Source organism: Flavobacterium hydatis (genome assembly GCF_000737695.1).
Classification (GTDB): Bacteria; Bacteroidota; Bacteroidia; order Flavobacteriales; family Flavobacteriaceae; genus Flavobacterium; species Flavobacterium hydatis.
The window spans coordinates 37,392-59,212 of the sequence record NZ_JPRM01000006.1 but is presented as its reverse complement, the minus strand read 5'-3'; the positions used below and the strand labels follow the sequence as shown (position 1 = coordinate 59,212).

Below are 21,821 nucleotides of genomic sequence, written 5' to 3'. Positions count from 1 at the left end.
TAGATTACAGTTTAGTTGCCAAGCAATTTTTTTTAAAATACATATTATGATGTTATTAGATATTGAAGCTAAGTACGGATTTACATATCCAATTATTTATAAGGAACTCTCTCTAGATGGAATGCTTAATGTTGGAGAATATGGTCCTGATTGGTATTTAACCGTTTATCCTAAATTAAAAGAAAATCCTCCGTTACTTTTGCATTCTTACGATTTTGAATTGCTTAATCTTAATAATGTAAATGAAGAAATAGAAGAGTTTTTGGATCCTGAAGATTATCGTCAGATAAAAGAAGAATTCAAATTTATACCATTCGGCCAAAGCGGTGCTGGAGATCATTATTGTTTCTTTTTAAGTGAAGAAAATAATGGAGAACATCCTGTAGTTTTTGTTTGGCATGATGCGAATGAAGTAAATTATCTAGCGAAGAATATGCAAGATTTTATTTTTAGAATGCTCTTAACAGATATGTCTGATCAGGATGTTTACAATGATGTAAGTGATGAGGAATTTAAAGATAATCTGGAGAAGGTTCTAAAAACTCATAAAAAGTATCTAACGAATATGCAAAATGATGTTTTGCAGACTGTATTTAATCGAGAAATTATAGACTATGAAATCTTGTTGCCTAAAGCAAAAGAAACTAAAAGAGGATTGTTAAGCGATGTTGAGTTAAAAAAGATATTAGTTGAAATCATCCCATTTGATAAAATGGATACTAGTTTTGAATATTCAGACAATTAACGATTATTAAAGCCTAAAAATTAAACCACTTAATAAATTGTAATGAAAGATTTCTTTTCTAATTTTTTTGGTAGAAATAACGATCCAAAATCAATTGTTTCTTTTGATGTTATATTCTCTATTTACTCTTATTTGTATAATGAGGTGAATAGTGTTGAGTTTAAAATGAAAGGGGTTCATGATACTATTTCTGTAAATTTTTATTCATTCCCGAGTTCGTTTGACCATGAAGAAGGGAGGGAAGAAATCAAGAAAAGTGGTTTCAAGAATGTGTATGAGGTTTTAAACGAATTGTATAAAAAGATTGATATCGGTGTGCTTTCGGAAGAAACGATACAAGAAGGATTAGAATACGATTATATTCATATTCAATTTTATTCTGAGCCAACTCCTGAGGCGAAAAAATATGTAAAACATATCTTGCATAATTTTGTCATTTTCTTTTGTTGTACTAATAGTTTAGAGACAAATGATTTTAGAATTTTGTATAATAACAGTTATTTTTTAGATTATACAAAAGGAATTTTAGAAACTGAATATATAGATATAAATAATCCTAAAAATGAAATTCAGAAAATAGGATTCAAAGAGTTTGAAAGAGTTTTACAAGGGATTTGTCAGTATATGGAAATTGAAATACCTGATAGTGTCGTGCTTCCTTCACAAGAAAATTTATTGTCAGAAGATAAGGTTACACAGGAAACTTTTGAAGAGTTTATAAAATTGGTTTCCAGAGGAGATGTAGATGAAAAATTAGTTCAGAAGCAATCGAAAAAACTTTTAAAGAATTTTAAAAAAGGGCATACAGAATATCATGAAATAGTGCAAGGTCATTGGGCTTTTTTTGAAATTATCGATGCCTGGAACAGCGACTGGAAATTTGATCCTGAAGATGCGGAAGCCTTTATCTCAGAAATGATAGGCGAAGATCTTAATTTCGATTATCCGGAAGAAACCTATAGTCATGATTTGTTTCCTTACATACAGTCGGCTTTAGAAAAAAGAGGTTTTGAATTAATGAGTTACGATACGCACGGAGATAATTATTTGTTTTTTGTAGCAAATAAAAATGATGTTGCCAGAATTTTAGAGTTGTCTGAATTGACTAAAATTGAGGTTGAACAGTTGTAACTTGTCGCTACGAATTCATGAATTGTTTTATATAACCTTTGTCAAAGTTTTAAACTTTAATAAATGTCTGTAAAAGTATTATTGTGAAAACTGAGACTGAATACTGTTTACGCGTGAGGGATAGAGCTAAGCTACCGAAGTAGCAGTGAAAGCCCGACAGCAATATAAAAAGGGGCGACTAAGCGATGCAATAGTCAGCCCCTTTTTATATTGGTGGCACGCCCAGATTATTTACGGAATCAAAATTATTTTCCCTGTACTTTTACGACTTTCTAGATAATCATGTGCTTGCTTTCCTTCGGATAATTTAAAAGATGTAGGTGTAGCTAACGAAACTTTGCCTTCGGTAATCCATGTAAATAACTGATAGGCTCTTTTTGTTCTTTCTTCTCTGGTGGTTAAGTAACTCCATAAATCTCCTCCTGTTAATGTTTTAGAGGTATCCATGAGCATTCTTGGATCTACTGGTTCAGGATCGCCGCCAGCCATTCCGAAAAATACGACTTGACCACAATTTTTGGTTACTTCGAAACTATCATTTAAGGTGCTGCCTATGCTATCGTAAACTACATCGGCACCGTTTGGGACTACTTTAAAAACTTCTGCTTTCCAATTATCATTGTATAAGAATACATGGTCGGCTCCTTGCTCGATAGCGATTTTTGCTTTATCGGGTGATGAGGTTAAACCAATTACGGTTGCGCCTAAAAGTTTGCTTATTTGTGTTAGGAATTGTCCAACTCCTCCGGCAACTGCATGAATAATAACGGTTTCTCCTTTTAGTGTTTTATGGCTATCGGTGGCGAGGTAATGGGCTGTAAGTCCTTGTAGTAAAATAGAAGCTCCAGTTTCAAAATCGATTGCTTCTGGTAACGGAATTACATGGTTAATATTTACAGCAACAAGTTCAGCATTTGCAAAAGGAACATCGGCAAAAGCTACTCTGTCTCCAATTTTAAATTCGGAGTGATTGTTTGTATTTACTACAATTCCTGATCCTTCGTAACCAGCTATAAAAGGGGGATTTCCTTTAAGGTGATAGTTTCCTTTTCGACGATATACATCGGCAAAATTTAATCCGATGGCTTTCATTTCGACTAAGATTTCGTCGTGTTTTAATTGTGGATTTGGAATATCGATGTATTCAAGTACATCGGAATTACCAAAAGTAGAAAAAGTTAATGCTTTCATTTTTATTTAATTGTAGCTGTGAAATATTTATTGTGGAAATCGTTTTTGGATTAAATTTTTGGTAAGTTAAATTCGTTGAATTTACTTTTTTGTGAAGCTAGTTTTTCAATGTCTTGCCATTTTCTAGGAGAATCAATTGACAGGTTTTCGTAGGTATCTTTTTTTATAAGAATATCATCTTCGATACGAACGCCTATATTCCACCATTTTTTATCACATTTGCTATTTGCTGGTATGTATATTCCTGGTTCGACTGTAATTATCATGTTTTCTTTAAGTAGGCTTGTTGGCCCTCTGTAATTTCCTTTGTCATGAACATCTAGACCAAGAAAATGAGAACATCCGTGTGGGTAATATATGCTTACTTCTTTTAAGTCTTTGATGATTCCTAATTTCAGTAATCCTTTGGCTAAAACTTCTCTAGCTTTGATGTTTAAATCTGCAAGTGGAGTTCCTTCTTTACAAATTTTAAAAATTTCTTCTTGTGCATCGTATACCAATTGATAGATTGCTTTTTGCTCTTCGGTAAATTTTCCGTTTGCAGGAATTGTTCGGGTAACATCGGCTGAATAGCCATGATATTCGGAACCTACATCCATTAATAATAATTGGTTGTCTATTTTGGTGCTATTGTTTTCGCCATAATGCAGGATGCATCCATTTGCTCCGGCACCAACAATTGGTGGGTAACCTTCTCCTTCGGCTCCATATTTTCGATGAATATAAGCATGAATTCCATCGGCTTCATTTTCGCTCATATCGATATTTATTGCCTTCATGACTTCGTTGTGAGCAATACAGGAAAGTTTAACGGATTTACGCATTAAATCAATCTCTTCGGGTGTTTTTATTTCGCGAAGTGTTGCTGTAATGTTTTCGAATAATATTAGAGAAGCTGTATCATCATTCGTAATTGCTGCTTTTGTTTTAAATGTTTCTAGTAATCCGAAAAGGTCAAAACCACTTGTGTCTTTGCCAATGTCGGTTGGGATTTTATCGTAAATTATTTTGTCGAATTTTTTAAAGTCAATAGGGAAATCCTTAAAATCTTTTCCGTTGTAAGTGGTTGTAAATCCTAATTTAGATTTAGCTCCATCGGTACCTAATCGTCTTCCTGTCCACATTTCATGATTTGCATTTCTTTCTCTAACAAATAAAACTTCATTGTAAGCAGTTTCGCTAGTTCCTTGCATTTCTTTAAATAGTAATAAAACGGCATCGGGTTCTTTGTAGCCACTTAAATAATACAAATCGGGATTTTGATGGAAATTATAGCTTATGTCTCTAGAGAATTTTCTTTCGGGATAGGAAAATATTACTGCTACTGAATTTGCAGGCATTAAGCTCCTAAAAGCTTCTCTTCGTCCTTTATGAAATTCTTTAGTAAGGTAATCTGTGGGTAAGTTTTCCTGAGCGTGATTGTAATTAAAAAGCAGCAGGAATATGAGGGATAGGTATACGTGCTTCATTTTTTTTCGTGGTTTGGTTAAAAGGTTCTGGTTCTTAATAGATTGATGCAAATTACAAAATTTTGGCTTTGAATATTAAATAAAAAAAACCGCTCATTTTCATAAGCGGCTTAGTGAATTAATAATTATTTCTTTTTTAATTTGTCTTTAAAGACTTTTTCGAACTTTTCTATTTTTGGCTGAATTACCATTTTACAATAAGGTTGGTTTTTATTGTTGTCATAATAATTTTGATGATAATCTTCGGCTTTGTAAAATTTTGTAAATGGTTCTACGGCAGTTACAATCGGGTCGTTATATACTTTTGCTTTTTTTAATGCATTGATAATGTTGTTTGCTGCATTTTTTTGTTCTTCGTTTTTATAAAAAATAACCGAACGATATTGTGTTCCTACATCGGCACCTTGTCTGTTTAAGGTTGTAGGGTCGTGTACGGTAAAGAATACTTTAAATATCTCGTCCAGACTTGTTACGTTCTTGTCGTAGGTAATCTGAACTACTTCGGCAAAGCCAGTTTTTCCGGTTGATACTTCTTCATAACTCGGATTAATAGTTTTTCCTCCAGAGAAACCCGATACTACAGATTTTACTCCGTTTAAATTTTCATAAACTGCTTCGACACACCAATAACAGCCACCGCCAAGTGTGATGGTATCGTAATTAGGTTGTTTTTTTGCTTGTCCAAACCCATTAAAAGATAGGATTAAAAGACAGATTAAAATTGTATTTTTCATATTGTTATTTATTATCTGGTACAAAATCAAGAGCGATAGAATTCATGCAGTATCTTTTTCCTGTTGGAGCAGGACCATCATCAAATAAATGACCTAAATGTCCGCCACATCTGCCACAAAGAACTTCGGTTCTTTCCATACCTAAAGAGTTATCTTGTTTATAGGTTGTACTTTTTTTATTTTCTTGTTCAAAAAAACTTGGCCATCCGCAGCTGCTTGAAAATTTGGCTCCAGATCTAAAAAGTTTGTTTCCGCAAGCTGCGCAATAATATGTTCCTTTCTCGTCGGTGTTCCAGTATTTTCCTGTAAAGGGTCTTTCGGTGTCAGCATGTCTCATTACTTCATATACATCTTCAGGTAATACTTTTTTCCACTGTGCATCTGTAAGATTTAGTTTTGTGGTGTCGGTATTAGAATAATATGGATTATTTGGTTTACTAATTTTCTTTTCCATGGGATTATTCTTTGTAGAGGTATATTGTTCTTTTTTGTTTTGTCCACAAGCTTGAAATATAAATAGCGGAAGCAAAAATAATAAGCTTAAAAAACGAATTTTTGTTTTCATAATAAGTTGATTTAGTGTTGTAAAAGTAAAATATCTTGAATTTGTAAATTGTCGTGCATTTTACAAAAGGATACATATTTAAGTGAGTTTTAACTATTACTATTTACGAATAAAATGCATTTTCAGTTTTAAAAGATGAGATTGTTATTGTCATGTCTTTAATATGCTCGTAATCATGATATAAAATTAAAATTTTAATGAATGGTAGGCTCGTTAAACTTTTCACAAACTTTTTCTAGGCCTTAAAGCAATTTCTTTTTTCGTATTTTTGTGTGTTTAATACCAATTATGATAGAAGAAAAAGTAATATTAGTTAATCAAAATGATGAGCAAATAGGGTTGATGCCAAAAATGGAAGCGCATGAAAAAGCGGTTTTGCATCGTGCATTTTCGGTTTTTGTTTTAAATGATAATAATGAGATTATGTTGCAGCAACGCGCGCATCATAAATATCATTCGCCGTTACTTTGGACTAATACTTGCTGTAGTCACCAGAGAGATGGCGAAACTAATATCGAAGCAGGAAGTCGAAGATTGTTTGAAGAAATGGGTTTTAAAACTCCGCTTAAAGAACTTTTTCATTTTATATACAAAGCTCCTTTTGATAACGGATTAACAGAGCATGAACTGGATCACGTTATGATTGGACATTATAATCAAGAACCTATTATAAATACTGAAGAAGTTGAAGCTTGGAAATGGATGAAAATAGAAGATGTAAAAACCGATATGCAATTACATCCTGAGATTTACACTGTTTGGTTCAAAATAATTTTTGACGAGTTTTATCATTTTTTAGAAGACCATAAAATTTAAACCAAAACCTACATGAGAGTAACGATATCAAGAAAAGCACATTTTAATGCTGCCCATCGGCTGTACAGAAAAGATTGGACGTTGGAGAAAAATGATGCCGTTTTTGGGAAATGCAATAACCCCAATTTTCATGGACATAATTATGACTTAACAGTAAGTGTTACTGGAGAAGTTGATCCTGAAACAGGTTTTGTGATAGATGTAAAAATACTGGCTGATATTATATATGAAGAAGTAGAATTGCCATTTGATCATAAAAATCTTAATCTTGATGTACCAGAATTTCAAGATTTAAATCCAACTGCAGAACATATTGCAGTAGTGATTTGGAATAAAATTAGAAAAAAGATTAATCCCGATTTTGATTTAGAAATCGTGTTATATGAAACTGCTCGCAATTTTGTAACCTATAAAGGAGAATAAAATGTCATTAAAAGTAGGGGATGTTATCCCGAATTTTACAGCTAAAGATGCTAATGGAGAGGTGTTTGAGAGTAAAGATGTACTTGGTCGTAAACCTTTGGTTATTTATTTTTACCCTAAAGATAATACGCCTGGTTGTACCACAGAGGCTTGTAGCTTTAGAGATCAATATGAAGATTTTGTAGCTTTAGGAGCCGAGGTAATTGGTATTAGTAGTGATAGTGTCGATTCTCATCAAAAATTTTCTCATAAACATCATTTGCCTTTTATCCTTCTTTCAGACGTTGATAAAAGGATAAGAACACTTTTTGGCGTTCCGTCTGGATTGCTTGGATTACTGCCAGGAAGAGTTACTTATGTTGTTGATAAAAATGGAGTTATAATCCTGATATTTGATAGTATGATAGCTGCTAAGCATATTCCTAAGGCACTAGAAGCGATTAAAGAATTAGTATCATAAATTAAAAGAATAATAATATATAGTATTCATGAATAACATGAATCTGTATGAAATATATAATATAAATGACCCCACAATTATATCCCTTACAGTTTGACCCAATCTTGAAAGACAGAATTTGGGGAGGCGAAAAATTAAAAACCGTATTAAATAAACCGATCACTTCTAAGATTACTGGCGAAAGCTGGGAATTATCTACTGTTGAAGGGGATATAAGTATTGTAGCAAACGGAAGTTTAAAAGGAAAATCGCTAGCAGATATAATAGAAGAATTTCCAAATGAAATTTTAGGAACAAAAGTTCATGAGCGATTCGGGAAACAATTTCCGTTGCTTTTTAAATATCTTGATGCTCGCGAAGATCTTTCGATACAAGTACATCCTAATGATAAATTGGCAAAGGAACGTCATAATTCTTTTGGTAAAACGGAAATGTGGTATGTGATGCAAGCAGATGAAAATGCTAGGATTATTGTAGGTTTTAAGGAAGATTCTAGTAAAGAAGAATATCTTGAGAATCTAAATAATAACACACTCGTTTCTATTCTTGACGATGTAAAAGCTAAACCTGGAGATGTTTTCTTTCTGGAAACAGGAACAGTTCATGCCATAGGAGCAGGATTGGTTGTTGCCGAAATTCAGCAAACATCGGATATTACGTATCGTTTGTATGATTTTGATAGAGTAGATGCGCAAGGAAATAAAAGAGAATTGCATGTAGATTTAGCGCTAGATGCTATTAACTATAATAAGGTAGATACTTATAAGGAGTATCAGAAAATAACAAATGAATCTAATGTTGTGGTTGATTGTCCATATTTCACCACAAATTTTATTCCGTTAGATGGTCAGGTTGAGGTGAATAAAAATAGAGAAACTTTTACGGTCTATATGTGTATCGAAGGTTCTTTTGAAATAGAATATGACGGAAATAAATTGACATATAAAAAAGGAGATACGGTATTAGTTCCAGCTGCTTTGAATGAGTTCATCCTCAACGGAAAAGCTTCTATCTTAGAAATTTACATTTCATAGCAGGTAATAGAAAGATTATGTGTACTTTTGCAAACGCAAATTAAAATTAAAATAAAATGGCAAACGTTAAGAATTTAAAGAAAGACATCAACTACGTTTTAGGAGATATTATTGAAGCAGTTTACTTATTTGAAATTTCTACTACAGGAAAACCAACTACAGAAACTAACAATTTAATCGATGAGGCTATTGCTGCTTTCGATACTTTGATCACAAAAGTGAACGCTAAGAACGTAGAAAATAAAAAAGCTCATTTCAAACAAATCAATGTTGAATTGGAAGAAACTGCTAATCAATTGATTGCTAAAATCAACGAATTGTAGTAAAAAAAACGATAAAAAAGTGCAAATTTATTTTGGTAAAACGAAAAACCGCTTTATATTTGCACCCGTAATGAGTCGCCAGCGTAGCTCAGTTGGCTAGAGCAGCTGATTTGTAATCAGCAGGTCGTGGGTTCGAGTCCCTCCGCCGGCTCAGCAAAAACCATCCTTTTAGGATGGTTTTTTTGTTTAAAAAATATTTTTAAAAATTGTTTAAATTTATTTTGCAGAATCAAAAAACAGTTATATATTTGCACCCGTAATGAGTCGCCAGCGTAGCTCAGTTGGCTAGAGCAGCTGATTTGTAATCAGCAGGTCGTGGGTTCGAGTCCCTCCGCCGGCTCAGAGTTAAAACCATCATAGAAATATGATGGTTTTTTTTTTGTGCCATACTCAATTATATGTTGCAATTATCTTCCAAATTTTTGATGAGCTGCCGTAAATTGACCAGAACCCATTGCTGCAAGAATAGAAATTTCTCCAGTTAAGCATAAAGCAACTGCTATTTCGGCTAGTTTGCTACTTTTGCCAGCGCCATAGCAGTCTATTAATTCTAAGCATTCTTTTTGAGTAGGAAATGAAGTTCCGCCGCCAACAGTTCCTATAATTATGTTTGGCATCGTGATGGCGCAATATAAATCTCCATTTTCATCAATTTCTATTCTTGTAATGGCAGTAGATGCCTCGCTTGAGCAAGCTACATCTTGTCCGCATGCTATAAACAAAGCGGTAAGAGCATTAGTTGTTTGCATTGCGGTGCCTATTGTGCCGCCTTTTATACAACCAGAAGTACTTATTTTCCATTGTTGTTGTAGTAGTTCTGGAGTTATCTTTAGTACAGATTCAATAATACCTCTTTTTAGTGTGATTTCAGCGGTTATTTTCCTTCCTCGGACTCTTGTGGTTAATGAAGTTGCTTTTTTGTCTCCAGATGTGTTTCCTTCGATTGTCCAGAATATAGGTTTGATAGGGCAATTGCTTAGGATGAACTTGCAGATTTTGTCTGTACAGATTGTAACCATGTTTTGACCTGATGCATCTCCAGAGGTATATTCGAATCTTATAATGAGAACATTTCCTTCTATATTTATTCCTACGTCATTTAGAATTGCATAATTACTGGTTTCCCGGGTTAATAAAGAAAAGGTTTCTTTATGTTCTAATACCCATGCTACAAATTTTCCTAAATCAATTAAATTTTTAAATTTAAAAGTTGGGGTTCTTTGTACGCCTTCTTGTAGTGTGATTGTAGTAATTGCGCCAGATTCTCTACAGGCTTTTGTGCCTCTGTTGTATGATGCAACCAGTGAGCCTTCGGTAGTGGCTAGTGGTACATAGAAACTTCCTTGAGCTGAACTTCCGTTTATTACTAATGGTTCGATTATTCCGGTGGGAATTTGACTCATTCCTATATAGTTTTCGATGTTACCTTTTAGGCTCTCATTGTTGTTAAAAGTTTTTTCTCCGGATAAATAGTCAACATTTGTGTTTAGTTGTTTACGGATAAAATTTAAACGTAATTTTTGACCGTTTAAGGTGTAGGGATCTTGAGCGGGTACTTTCTCTGATTCTTGGCTTAGTTTGGAATTATAGGATTCTAGTTTTTCAATAACCGATGAATCAATAAAATCATACTTTGCACGACTGATGTTACTTGGGGGGTTTTTCATAAGATTATTTTTTAAAATTATGAAGCTAAGTTATTATAAATCAGTAATATAAAATCTCAAAATGCGATTTATTTTAATGGAATTATCTAATTGTCAAGTGTTTAAGATTTGAAAAAATAATAATTTAAAAAAAGACATAAAAAAATCCTGTTCTATTAAAAAACAGGATTAGTGTAAGTGCAATAAAAAAAATAGTTGTAAAATATTGATTTACAATTTGGTATTATGGTCTTATTGCTGTTTTTTTATTTTTGCAATGTACTCTGTTAGTTTTTTACCATAAAGTGATTGTGCTACTTTTGGAGTCATTGATTTTTGTATTGTATCTAGGTATTTGATATTGATATCATATATCTCTGATAAGGCGATATAAGGAGCTATTTCGTAATCTTTGTGGTTAATGGCAAAGTTTGTAGCGTATAAATATTTTCTTTTGATATTAGATTCTTGCTTTGTATTTATGCTATCCAATGTTTTTTGGTCATTGTTTTTTATTGCTTTAAATCTTGATTCAATTAAGCTAAGATTTTCGTCATTAAAGCGAGAGTTTATTTTTCTGTAATCTTCGTAAAATTCTTGGTTTTTAGATCCAGTAATTTTAGCGCTAGAAAGGTAAGTATCTAGATTTGTATCAATATTAATAGTGCCTGGTTCTGCAAAGAATAATATGTTGTTATCTAAAGAGTTAGTTACTCCACGATCTAAAGATAAATATAACATCTCTGGTGATTTTAATTCGATGTTTGCTTCAAAGGCAGAATTTCCGTCAATTTTAATACTATCTATAGCAACTAGAGAAGTATCGACAACTCTTTGTATGTATAAGGTTCCGTTCTTTAATCCTTTTATGTTTCCGGTAATATGCAAATTGGTTTTTGATTCGTTTTTGTTACATGAAGCTAAAAGAACAAGGGTAACGAATGCAATAATAGTTTTTTTCATTGTTTATAGATTTTGCTGCAAAATAAAGAAAATAGTTTTAAAAAAACGATGCTCGACTTTTAATTTATAAAAAAATCCCAATCTATTTCTAAATTGGGATTTTCTTGTTTTTATTTCTTATTATCCTTTTAACCAAGTATTTCTAAGAGCTTGTTTCGAATTATCTGTCGCTTTAAAAGTATTCTTTTCTTCGTAAGGAAGTTTAACAACACCTTTTAAAGTTAAATCTTTGCCATCACGTTTTATCTTAACGGTTATTGGGTCATTTTCTTTCCATGTTGTACTTTCTGTAATTAAGTCATATATGTTTACTAATGAATATGGTTTTTCATTTATAGAAAGTATGTAATCTCCTCCTCTTAGGTCAAGACTTTTGAAGAAAGGATTTAATTCCATTTCTGGTATAACCATGATTTGTTTTGTCTCAGGGTTTATCGTGATATATGGAGTTTGACCTTTTAAGAAAATTGTTCCAGGAACTTTTTCGGCAGCGTTAGTTACGCCAACTTTTGCTAAATAAGTAGCGTAAGGTATTGGTGTTGTTCCAGCAACGTAAGTGTTTAGGAATTCACCAACTTCTGGGTAAGTTAATTGAGTGATTTTAGCGAAAAGTTCATTATCATTAAATGGTTTTGTAACGCCATATTCATCCGATAATTTATGCATTAAATCTAAGATTCCTCTTTGTCCGTTGCTTTTCTCTCTAATAATAATATCGATACACATGCCAATAAGTGCTCCTTTTTCGTATACATTTAAGTACTGGTCTTTGTATGGTTGTGTTAATACATTGGCACTCATTTTTGTAAATGACATTGTATCATTTAATGCTTTTGCATGCTCTATTTTCTCTGCAATGCGAGAATAGAATTCTGGTTCGTCGATTAAACCTTGATTAATTTGGAAAAGGTTTGCGAAATATTCGGTAACACCTTCGTACATCCATAAATGCTCAGACATTTTTGGTGCATTGTAATCAAAATATTGAATTTCTTTTGAGTGAATAGTCAATGGAGTTACGATATGAAAGAATTCGTGAGATACTACATCTTTCATTGATTTTACTAATTCATCTTTAGGCATCATTTCAGGTAAAACAACTGTTGTTGCTGTAGGATGTTCTAATGCTCCAAATCCATGAGCGTCGTCTGGTTTCATAGATGATAAATACAGTAAAACAGTGTATTTTTTAGTCGAATTTATTTTGCCTAAAAAGTTTTTCTGAGCTGTCATTATTGTTTTCATCTCAGGAGTAATACTTTCTGCTGTAAATTTTCCTGTAGGAGAATATACTGCTATTTGTATTTCCATTCCATTTACGTCAAATGAGGTGTAATCTGGTTTAGAATACATTATTGGATTTTCTACCAAAACTGCATAATGAGATGTTGTAAATACATCGCTAGTGTCGCTTGCGTCTTCATCGGTCATAGATGTTGCTCCCCAAAGTTTTGCAGGATGTGCAATTGTAACTTTGTAAGGAATGTCTAGTTTATCTTGAAAATAACCTACAAAACCATGTGTATTTATCATGAAATTAACGCCTGCGTCGATATTTGTTCCTGCAGGAGAGAAAACATCATCATTACCAAAACCTGTTCCTTTTTCGGTGTCAAAAGTATCGTTTACTAAGTAAGTGATCGTTTTTAATGTTTTTGCATTTGATATTGACCAAGTGTTTTCATCTAGCTTTTTTACTGTAAGAAGTGCTCCTTTGGCATCATAAGCTTTTAAATCGTCAATATATTTACCGTAGTTGTCCTCAGAGTATGTTCCGGGAACAGTTTTAGGTATGCTATATGTTACTTCGTCTGTAGTTATTTTTGGTGCAGTAACTGTAACGAGAACTTTGTCGTCTTTTACATCATTAAGATTGATATTAACTGCGACTTCTGGTTTTGCAGAGGCTGTAGCAGAACTACCTGTTTTACATCCCAAAAAAACAGCTGCTAATGCTAGTGTAACTATTATTTTTTTCATTATTCTATTGAGTTAGTTTTGTTATTGGTCTTTATAAGTTGAAAAAAGTTACAAAAACATTCAGATATTATTTATAAGGGTAAAAAAAAACTCCTATTTCAGGAGTTTTATGATTAGTCTAATTTATTCTTTATATAATATTTTCCATCCAAATCTTCGTCAAAATCATCTATCTTAACAGGTTTCGGCTTAGGTTTATTAGCAACAGCTTTCTTTTTCCACATTTCAAATTTCTCTGTAGGCATCTTCTTTTTCATAATTTCTAAAACCTCTTTTTCTGCCAGTCCAAATTCTTTTTTGATAATTTCAAAAGGATTCTTTTCTTCTAGGGCCAATGCAACAAGTTTTTCTGTTTGTTCCCAGGTCAATTCTTTACGGTTACTCTTTTTCATCACGTGAAAATTAATTCAAATAGGGGTTAATGATTAATAATATATTGATTTTCAATTTACATATCAATATTAGTAAAAAAAATAATTACTTCGTTGCTTATGGTTGGTTTTTTTTATGGATTTTAACTGTTTTTTGGCGAACGTTGTTTTTGAAACGGAATTTGGAGTAAATTTTTCAAATTATTATGTTCTTTAGGGTTCATGTGTGTGTCAATGCCGTAGATAATTTCTTCTTTTGGCAAAAACATAAATGTCCCAAAAAGACGATCCCAAATCGAGAAAATGTTTCCATAATTACTGTCAGTATAAGGTAACATATAATGATGATGTACTTTGTGCATATTTGGGGAAACAATAAAATAGCTCAAAAAATAATCGAGTTTATTGGGTAATGAAATGTTTGCATGGGTAAATTGAGTTGATATAACAGATAGTGTTTGGTATAGGAAAACCATCCACATCGGACTTCCTACAATTAGAACACCAAAAGTTGTAAAAATAAACCGGATGATGCTTTCTCCAGGATGATGTCGATTTCCGCTTGTAGTGTCAATCCAAGTATCGGTATGATGAATAAGGTGAAAACGCCATAAAAATTTTATCTTGTGTTCTGTAAAATGGGCTAGATATGCGCCGATTAAGTCTAATAGTAATAATCCGACAATTGTATATAGCCATAAGGGGATTTCGGGAAGCCATTGTAGAATCCCAAAATTGTTCCTGATAGCCCAATCTGCTGTTTGTAGTAGTATAAATGCTAATACAAAATTGATGACAATTGTGGTAAATGTCAGAAAGAAATTAATGCCAGCATGATTCCATTTTTTATAATTAAATTTAAAAAGAGGGAAAGTGTTTTCTATCATCCAGAAGATGGTAATTCCACTTACAAGAATCAGACTCCTGTGTAAAGATGGAATTGTGCTGAAATAGGAAATAATTTCATTCATGGCAGAAGTGTTTACTCAAAATTAATAATTTTAGTAATACGATTTCTTTAAAGTTTTGATTTTCAGTCTGTGTGTTTGTTTGATAAAAAAAAGAGAAGAAATAAAGTTGTAAAACTTTTTTCTTCTCTTTGTGTAAAATGATTATTGCTTATTTATAGTAAGCGTATATGAATGCTTATGCTTTTTTTATCAAACTAATGATGAATAATAGTACCCAAGCACCACCGACAGCTATTATAATTTGCCAAAGCAAACCTCCGCCGCCAATACCTAGTTTTCCTGCAATCCATCCACCTATAAGGCCACCCACTATTCCTACAACGATGTTGCCAAGAAGTCCAAAACCTGCGCCTTTCCATATTTGGCCTGCTAGCCAACCAGAAATTGCTCCAATAAGTAAGAAATATAAAAATTCCATATTTTAAAGTTTAAGGGATTAATAATCGATTTTAGAAAATATTAATTTATGCGGCATCGTGATTTTGCAACAATGATTTGTATATAAACCCTGCTACAATTGCTCCTAGAATTGGTGCAACCCAAAACAACCAAACTTGAGATAATGGTTCTCCACCAACAAATACAGCTTGAGATAATGATCTTGCAGGATTTACAGATGTGTTTGTAATAGGAATACTTATTAAGTGAATTAATGTTAGTCCTAAACCAATTGCTATTCCTGCAAATCTTCCGTTAGCAAATTTATCTGTTGCTCCAAGAATGATTAGTAAGAAAAATAAAGTCAGAACAAATTCAGCTATAAAAGCAGATTGTAAAGAGTATCCTTCTGGAGAAAAAGCTCCAAAACCATTTGATGCAAAAGCTCCAGCTTTAGTATTATCAATTACAAATCCAGCTTTGCCAGATGCAATTGTATATAAAGTTCCAGCGGCTGCAATTGCTCCAACACATTGTGCGATAATGTAAGGTACTAAGTCTTTTGCAGGGAATCTTCCACCAGCCCAAAGACCAAAAGAAACTGCGGGATTAAAGTGACCTCCTGATATATGTCCTACGGCATAAGCCATCGTTAAAACGGTTAAACCAAAAGCTAGTGCTACACCAGCAAATCCAATTCCCAATTCAGGGATCCCTGCTGCGAAAATAGCACTTCCACAACCTCCAAATACAAGCCAGTACGTTCCAAAAAATTCAGCAAAAAGTTTTTTCATAATAAAAAGTGTTTAATTAATGTATAAATGTTAAAAAGTATATTGATATGCCCATAAAATCAAAACGAGTTGAAGAGGCATGCGTAATAATAAAACCCATCGAGGTAACCCAAAACTTGCCTTCTTATTTTGATACATGTATAGGTTTGCTGGGAAAACTGCGACCAATAACGCAATAATTCCCCATGCAGCAAAATGAGATGTCGCTGAGATTAATAGGAGCGACCCTAATATAATCTCAGCGACACCGCTTAAAATATTTAATAATTTTGGATTTGAAAAGTAAGACGGAATGATTTTGAGGTACATTCCTGGGTTTCTGAAATGGTTTATCCCAGCTAAAATATAAAGCGAAGCCATTAAATATATATGCCAAGGTAAATCCATAATAGAAATTTATTACGAATTTATAAAAATAATTGGGATTTTAAGGTAATATCTTAATTATTTTTTAACAAGTATTTTTTAACACTTATTTTTGCTTTTGGAAATTTAAGTTCATGATAATGATGGCTATTATGATTAAAATTATTCCAACCCATTGTAAGAATATAACTTGCTCATTTAACAATACGTAAGCCATCATTACTGATACAGGAAGTTCTAGTGCCGAAACGATACTTCCTAGTCCAATTCCTGTAAGAGGGAAACCTGCATTCATAAGCATAGGAGGTATAATTGTACCAAAAAGTGCAAGGATGATACCCCATTTTGCAAAAATTTCGAAGTTAAATGGAGTTGTTTGTGTCGCTATTGCAAAAGAAAATACAATAACAGCACCTCCTAGAAGCATATATAAACTACGTTGTGCTGACGAAATTTCGGTAGCAACTCGGTTTGCAGTAAACATTGTTGTTGTAAATGAAGCAGCAGCTAAGCAACCCCACACAAGACCACGCCAATCTAATTGTATTTCGTTTTGAGTAATATTAGTAGCTAATACTGTACCTACTAATACAATAATTACAGCAACTACTTTTTGTTTAGAAGGAAGTTTCTTTTCTAGAATCATTTCTAGTAAAACTCCCATCCATACTGTTTGCATCAATAAAACAATTCCGATAGAAACTGGAATGTATTTTACAGCCAGATAATAAAACAAACTTGTCATTCCTAATGAGGTTCCAGCCGTCATTAATTGAGCAATGTTTTTTGGAGTTGCATTAACAACTGTGTCTTTATGTTTTGCTTTCTGGAAAGCGTTGATGATTAGGATCCCAATGATTCCTAATATAAATTGAGAAGTAGTTACTTCTGCTGTTGTGAATCCTTCATCGTATGACATTTTTACAAAAGTGGCCAACATACCATAACTTGTTGCGCCAAATGCTACTAGAAATACTCCTTTTAATACGTTATTTTTTGTCATTTTATATAATTTACTGCTTTCTGTTTTTAAAAATAAAGCCTGCAAAGATAGGCTTTAGTAAGTAATTAAAAAAATGGATTTAATTAGGATATTGTATTTAGAGCATTGTTTCTATTGATGATTTTAAGAAAAACCTCTCGAAAGTGTCTTGTTTATAGATTATTCATAATTGTTTAATCACTCTACTTTTCTAACACTTCCGTTAGGAGTGTCCCACCAATTTTTAAGACCGCTGAGTTTTGGGTTGGCGCTTTCGGTTAAAAAATAGCGTTGTATAATATTCTGTACCCGACTATCATTTAGGAATAAACCATGAAAATCGAGATTGTTACTTATTTCATCAAAGAAGTTTTCTTTCTTCACTGCAAATGTTTTAATGTCTTTTGCATAAATAGACGAACTTTTAAAAGGAACAGTTCCGTCGCCAGATTCTCTTCCGTCATTAAGAGAACCTAGGTCGACTAAATTTGCAATATTGTTATTCCCTTTTTTTAAGACTTTTACCTTAGTGAATGTTTTGTCATCTTCGCCAACAATAATTATCATTCTGTCTTTTAGTGCTTGAGGCAAATCAGATAAGTTTCTTAAACCTGTGGGAGAACGAAATTCTTTTAAAAGCGCTAATCGTGAGTCAAAAAGAGGTTCGATATCTCTGTATAAATTGTCTTGCCAATATTCTTTTTTCAAAAGATCCAGCGATTCATTATTATCTGTATAGGTTAAGGCATCTTTGTAAATGGGTAATAACTCATAAACCCCAGGATAAGTTCGGATAACTTTACGCATATCCTCATTTCTTCCTATTACCCAATTTAAGATACTTCTTAAACCTCCATCTCCTTTTACCATATGAACTAATGCATAGGGAGATCCTAAAAAAGGAGGAGCATTCATGACTATTTTATCAATTCCCGAAAAATCATCATTTAATAAGTTTAGATAGCAGTTTAAAACTAATCCTCCCATGCTATGAGTAATAAAACGGAATCCTTCGATGTTTTGATCCTGAAGTTTATGCTTGAGGTATTCGATGTAAATCTTCAAACGTTTGGCGCTTTCCATGTTAGACATTCGCCAATCGTAACCGAATAAAAAGACAGGAGTGTTTTTATATGCTCTGGTTTCGTTTAGTTTGTTTTTTAATTTAGCAATAGAATTCTCGTAAGGAAATTTAGCGATATGATTGCGTTCTATTATCGTTTCAATTCCTTGATCGTATAAAGGATTAAATTGTAGGTTTTCGTTAATATACGCTCCAAAAATAGAGGAACCAATAGAGGAACCTAAGGTGTCGTATGCGTTCCAGATATAATTAAAATCGAAAGTATTACTGTTAACAAGACTTGTAGCTTGAATTCCGGGGATAAAGATGATAGGTTTCATGGGGCTAGATTTTGCTATCTAAAGTAATACTTATTTTTATTATATATTGATTGTCATTTGTTTATATGTGTTTGCTACCGATTAATTTAGGTAATAATACTTTCATACAACTCTGACCTATTGTAGATGGATCCCAGTAACATTTGTGCATTTTGATACTGTTTAATGAGAAAAAGGCAATTATGCCAGATTTGTCAGATGTAATCTCGTAGTTAATATTTTCTGGAATAATGGCAATATTTTTTATTCCAAACTCAGCTTCACCTCGAGTATCATCTTTTCTAAAATTTGTAGCAAAAACATCAGAAACAGAATAAATGTTCAGCCATTTTATGTTGTTTTCCATTATCGCACTTCTTCTCTTAAAAAAAGAAGGGTAATAGGCGTTTATAAATTCATAAGGATTTCCTGTTGTAATAAGAAGTTTGGTTAGTTTTTGGATGTTATCTGATGGTGGAATCTCGGCTACAGGAAAAATAAGATCAGTTGCTAAGATGCTCCCGAAGCTGTAACAATGAAAATGGATTTCTGGCTCAACTTCATTCTCCGCAATATACTCTACAAGCGAATCAAGATTTCCTAATACAATTTGGCTTTGTTCTCCATTGGCGATATAACTATCAACACAAGAAAACTCGGTTGCCAATGATGTTATGATCGTTTTGGATTGGGGAGCAAAAATTAAAATTAATGTCGTTATCGAAAGAACGTATTTGCCGTAATTATGTATTCTTTCTACATCAATATCATAGCCGAAGTGATAAAGTAGTTTAGAAATGTTTTTTATAATGCTTTCATTAGTCATTAAATCTATACAAGCTGGAATTAAAAAAAGAACACATAATGAAATTATCAAAAGGATAGAAAATGCATAGGTAGTTTGGTAAGGACTGCTGAATTCTTTTTTTCTGAAAAACCTTAAAGTGATTTGAGGCGTTTTCTTAATTATTAAACTAAATAGAATAAGGTTTTTTATGAAGATGTTATAATGTTCAAATTTTTCGGTTAAGATTTTATGGTATTGAAAATCATATATTTTATATATTAATTCTTCATTGTCATTTTTATCTTTTTTAAAAAGACTTACCACAGTGCTATTTCTCTCGGGTTGATAAGAGATTTTTTCTGTTTTAATAAAATAATTAAAACCAGTTGTGGTAAAGTTCAATTCGTTTCTAAGTCTTTCTGTATATTTTTCTACAGTTTCATTGTGTATAGATTGTCCGAGTCCGGTAATATAAATTCCTGTTTTAGTTGCCATATTATTTATGATGATTTAAAATCATCGATTGTAGGTTTGAGTATTATTTTTTTTGAGATTTATTTTGAAGTTAGATCAGTAACGTTGGGGCCACCAAAGCCAAAGTTTAATGACAGAAGCGAAATTAATGTTCCGTTATGGTTAAAAACGGGTATAAAAGAACTCCCGATTTGATAGGTTAGGGCAATTTGTTCTGTGAGCCTGTAGCTAAATGTTCCGATGTACTGAAAATCTGATGTATTTTCTTTAGTGTATAATATGTTTCCAGCAGCATCGGTACTAGTAATCAAGAGAGAACTACTTTGTCTTCCGGTTGCTTCAAATTCTAATGAAAATTTCTTGAATTGCCCTGATAAAGCCAATCCATAATCAAAATTGTTCTTGTATACGTTAGTGTCTGGGAAATAATTTTCAAAATATTTCTTGTTGTACCATTCGTAACGTAAAACTCCTGTGGCTTTTAGAAAACTAATTTTATCTGAGAATTTATACGAAGGGGTAATCCAAAATGATTGTCTGGGTATATTAGAGTTTTTAAAATCATTGGTAGGGAAATTCAATGATAAGGCATAAGCCAAATCTATACTTAAACCTTGACGGGATAAGATGTAAGATTTAAATTCGTCGTAACTCCCCATTGATTTATTTTCTATTAATTCAGAAAATGCAATGAAAAAGGAGTCAAGATCATTTTCGTTAAACGGAAGTGAATCTGTAGCGTCATAAATATTCTTGGTTATTTCTTCGGCTTCTTTCATCGATTTTTTATCGAGTACTTCGTAAATACGATTGGTGAGTTTATCCCGAATGGCTGTTAAGTATTCTCTTTTCGTTTTAAATTTAAATTTATCAGCAAGTTCACTAAGTTCAGCTAATATTTTAGAGCCAATACGCTGATTATCGCTTAAGGTTTTTATGTGCTTTTGGATGATTTCTTTATCTCTTTTGTTTCCAAAATAGATAGAGGTGCGATAACCAAAAGCCAAACTTCTTGTATTTGTACTGTCTTGTAACATGAAGTTTTGAGTAGAAGCCAACGAAAATGAGGAATTTCGCAAAAGCTGATCAAGGTTTGCTTTTGGATAAAGGTATTCTTCTAAACTTATACCATGATCATTAGCCCAATACGGCATAAACTCGAGACCAAAATCATTTGGAATTATACTGTTTCCGTTTTCATCGTTAAAGTTCGAAAAAAGAGCTGTTTCTAGAGCGCGATAAGATTTAGGTTGTAATATGGCACTTGGCTGCATGCCTAAAACCGATGCAGCTGGAGAAGTAGGTGTTGTAAGGATGTCTAATTTTTTTTGTGCCTGAAGGGTTCCGAAATAAAAAAAGGTAATTATTACAATCCAATTTTTCATTTCACAGAAAATTTGATAGTTAGGATTACATACGGTCGATCTGTTTCACTTTTAGGATTAGAGTGTTTTGCAATTAGTTTTTTATTGATGTAGTATTCAATAGCAATTGTGTCTTCGTTGGGTATAGGATTAGCAATGTCCGAAACACTAATTGTTTTTTCAGATGTGAGTGATTGGATTTTTCCTAGAGAACATTTACCAGAATTAGCAATTTCAGAATCATTATCTCCGGGTATATTAATTACGGTATGTCCTATATTACCATCGGATATAAATTTGATTTCAAAATTAACATCTTCATCGGCGGGAGCCGAGAATGACAATTTTTCATAACGGTAAATTTTCCTCATAGTGTTCTGTTTTTTTAATAAGTAACTTTTTTAAAAGCGGGTTAAAGTTATGTAAATAGCTTATGTTAAAAAACAGGAATAAGTACTTTTTTTTGGGATT

General features: G+C 32.6%; 24 protein-coding genes and 2 tRNA genes. 9 read left to right on the top strand and 17 right to left on the bottom strand.

The features are described 5' to 3' along the window. Positions 1-46: 46 nt before the first annotated feature. The gene (locus IW20_RS04705; RefSeq protein ID WP_035619469.1) at positions 47-745 is read left to right on the top strand and encodes an SMI1/KNR4 family protein; all 699 of its coding nucleotides are present in this window, start codon (positions 47-49) and stop codon (positions 743-745) included. Positions 746-787: 42 nt separating this feature from the next. Then, positions 788-1,876 (top strand): DUF6630 family protein, encoded by a 1,089-nt coding sequence (locus IW20_RS04700; RefSeq protein ID WP_035619468.1) that lies wholly within the window; start codon positions 788-790, stop codon positions 1,874-1,876. 231 nt (positions 1,877-2,107) lie between these two features. Here IW20_RS04700 and IW20_RS04695 read toward each other — a convergent pair whose 3' ends face one another. From IW20_RS04695 to msrB, 4 genes are all read right to left on the bottom strand, one after another. Further along, entirely contained in the window at positions 2,108-3,067 is a 960-nt protein-coding gene (locus IW20_RS04695) for a quinone oxidoreductase family protein (protein WP_035619466.1), read from the bottom strand. 50 nt (positions 3,068-3,117) lie between these two features. Continuing rightward, on the bottom strand, positions 3,118-4,536 hold the full coding sequence (locus IW20_RS04690) for an aminopeptidase P N-terminal domain-containing protein (RefSeq protein WP_035619464.1): 1,419 nt from the start codon (positions 4,534-4,536) through the stop codon (positions 3,118-3,120). A gap of 125 nt (positions 4,537-4,661) precedes the next feature. Next, positions 4,662-5,270, bottom strand: a complete 609-nt coding sequence (gene msrA / locus IW20_RS04685; RefSeq protein WP_035619462.1) for a peptide-methionine (S)-S-oxide reductase MsrA — start codon at positions 5,268-5,270, stop codon at positions 4,662-4,664. Positions 5,271-5,274: 4 nt separating this feature from the next. Further along, on the bottom strand, positions 5,275-5,835 hold the full coding sequence (gene msrB / locus IW20_RS04680; protein WP_035619460.1) for a peptide-methionine (R)-S-oxide reductase MsrB: 561 nt from the start codon (positions 5,833-5,835) through the stop codon (positions 5,275-5,277). A 288-nt stretch (positions 5,836-6,123) separates the two neighbouring features. Between msrB and idi the strand changes: the two genes are divergently transcribed. The 7 genes from idi (at position 6,124) to IW20_RS04645 (ending at position 9,231) form a co-directional block, all read left to right on the top strand. After that, entirely contained in the window at positions 6,124-6,651 is a 528-nt protein-coding gene (idi, locus tag IW20_RS04675) for an isopentenyl-diphosphate Delta-isomerase (protein ID WP_035619458.1), read from the top strand. 12 nt (positions 6,652-6,663) lie between these two features. Continuing rightward, positions 6,664-7,074, top strand: a complete 411-nt coding sequence (locus IW20_RS04670; RefSeq protein WP_035619456.1) for a 6-pyruvoyl trahydropterin synthase family protein — start codon at positions 6,664-6,666, stop codon at positions 7,072-7,074. Position 7,075: 1 nt separating this feature from the next. Continuing rightward, entirely contained in the window at positions 7,076-7,534 is a 459-nt protein-coding gene (locus IW20_RS04665; protein WP_035619454.1) for a peroxiredoxin, read from the top strand. A gap of 65 nt (positions 7,535-7,599) precedes the next feature. Next, entirely contained in the window at positions 7,600-8,568 is a 969-nt protein-coding gene (locus tag IW20_RS04660; protein WP_035619452.1) for a type I phosphomannose isomerase catalytic subunit, read from the top strand. Positions 8,569-8,624: 56 nt separating this feature from the next. Next, a complete protein-coding gene (locus IW20_RS04655) occupies positions 8,625-8,891 on the top strand; it encodes a hypothetical protein (RefSeq protein WP_035619450.1) in 267 nt (88 codons plus the stop codon). A gap of 77 nt (positions 8,892-8,968) precedes the next feature. Continuing rightward, a tRNA-Thr gene (locus IW20_RS04650) sits at positions 8,969-9,042 on the top strand. Positions 9,043-9,157: 115 nt separating this feature from the next. Next, positions 9,158-9,231 (top strand) — tRNA-Thr (locus tag IW20_RS04645). Positions 9,232-9,298: 67 nt separating this feature from the next. On the opposite strand, the gene IW20_RS04640 is transcribed toward IW20_RS04645, so the two are convergent. The 13 genes from IW20_RS04640 to IW20_RS04580 all read right to left on the bottom strand — a co-directional run bounded on the left by IW20_RS04640 (position 9,299) and on the right by IW20_RS04580 (position 21,721). Continuing rightward, positions 9,299-10,558, bottom strand: coding sequence for a hydroxymethylglutaryl-CoA reductase (locus IW20_RS04640; RefSeq protein WP_081912433.1), 1,260 nt, complete (start codon positions 10,556-10,558; stop codon positions 9,299-9,301). Positions 10,559-10,789: 231 nt separating this feature from the next. Continuing rightward, a complete protein-coding gene (locus tag IW20_RS04635; protein WP_035619448.1) occupies positions 10,790-11,500 on the bottom strand; it encodes a DUF4369 domain-containing protein in 711 nt (236 codons plus the stop codon). Positions 11,501-11,620: 120 nt separating this feature from the next. Further along, positions 11,621-13,480, bottom strand: a complete 1,860-nt coding sequence (locus tag IW20_RS04630) for a M61 family metallopeptidase (protein ID WP_035619447.1) — start codon at positions 13,478-13,480, stop codon at positions 11,621-11,623. A gap of 113 nt (positions 13,481-13,593) precedes the next feature. After that, positions 13,594-13,872, bottom strand: a complete 279-nt coding sequence (locus tag IW20_RS04625; protein WP_035619445.1) for a DUF2805 domain-containing protein — start codon at positions 13,870-13,872, stop codon at positions 13,594-13,596. A gap of 122 nt (positions 13,873-13,994) precedes the next feature. After that, on the bottom strand, positions 13,995-14,822 hold the full coding sequence (locus IW20_RS04620; RefSeq protein WP_035619443.1) for a sterol desaturase family protein: 828 nt from the start codon (positions 14,820-14,822) through the stop codon (positions 13,995-13,997). A 175-nt stretch (positions 14,823-14,997) separates the two neighbouring features. Beyond that, positions 14,998-15,240, bottom strand: a complete 243-nt coding sequence (locus IW20_RS04615; protein WP_035619441.1) for a GlsB/YeaQ/YmgE family stress response membrane protein — start codon at positions 15,238-15,240, stop codon at positions 14,998-15,000. A 46-nt stretch (positions 15,241-15,286) separates the two neighbouring features. Next, on the bottom strand, positions 15,287-15,994 hold the full coding sequence (gene aqpZ / locus IW20_RS04610; RefSeq protein WP_035619439.1) for an aquaporin Z: 708 nt from the start codon (positions 15,992-15,994) through the stop codon (positions 15,287-15,289). Positions 15,995-16,024: 30 nt separating this feature from the next. Continuing rightward, positions 16,025-16,381 (bottom strand): DoxX family protein, encoded by a 357-nt coding sequence (locus tag IW20_RS04605; RefSeq protein WP_035619437.1) that lies wholly within the window; start codon positions 16,379-16,381, stop codon positions 16,025-16,027. A gap of 85 nt (positions 16,382-16,466) precedes the next feature. Then, complete coding sequence (locus IW20_RS04600) at positions 16,467-17,363, bottom strand: EamA family transporter (RefSeq protein ID WP_035619903.1); 897 nt, start codon at positions 17,361-17,363, stop codon at positions 16,467-16,469. Between the two features lie 177 nt (positions 17,364-17,540). After that, positions 17,541-18,746: a lipase/acyltransferase domain-containing protein gene (locus IW20_RS04595; RefSeq protein WP_035619434.1), complete on the bottom strand. Its 1,206-nt coding sequence runs from the start codon at positions 18,744-18,746 to the stop codon at positions 17,541-17,543. 61 nt (positions 18,747-18,807) lie between these two features. Beyond that, complete coding sequence (locus IW20_RS04590) at positions 18,808-20,007, bottom strand: hypothetical protein (protein ID WP_035619432.1); 1,200 nt, start codon at positions 20,005-20,007, stop codon at positions 18,808-18,810. A gap of 59 nt (positions 20,008-20,066) precedes the next feature. Further along, on the bottom strand, positions 20,067-21,371 hold the full coding sequence (locus IW20_RS04585) for a hypothetical protein (protein ID WP_035619430.1): 1,305 nt from the start codon (positions 21,369-21,371) through the stop codon (positions 20,067-20,069). Beyond that, on the bottom strand, positions 21,368-21,721 hold the full coding sequence (locus IW20_RS04580; RefSeq protein WP_035619428.1) for a hypothetical protein: 354 nt from the start codon (positions 21,719-21,721) through the stop codon (positions 21,368-21,370). Before IW20_RS04580 ends, IW20_RS04585 begins: the two co-directional genes overlap by 4 nt. Between the last annotated feature and the right edge of the window lie 100 nt (positions 21,722-21,821).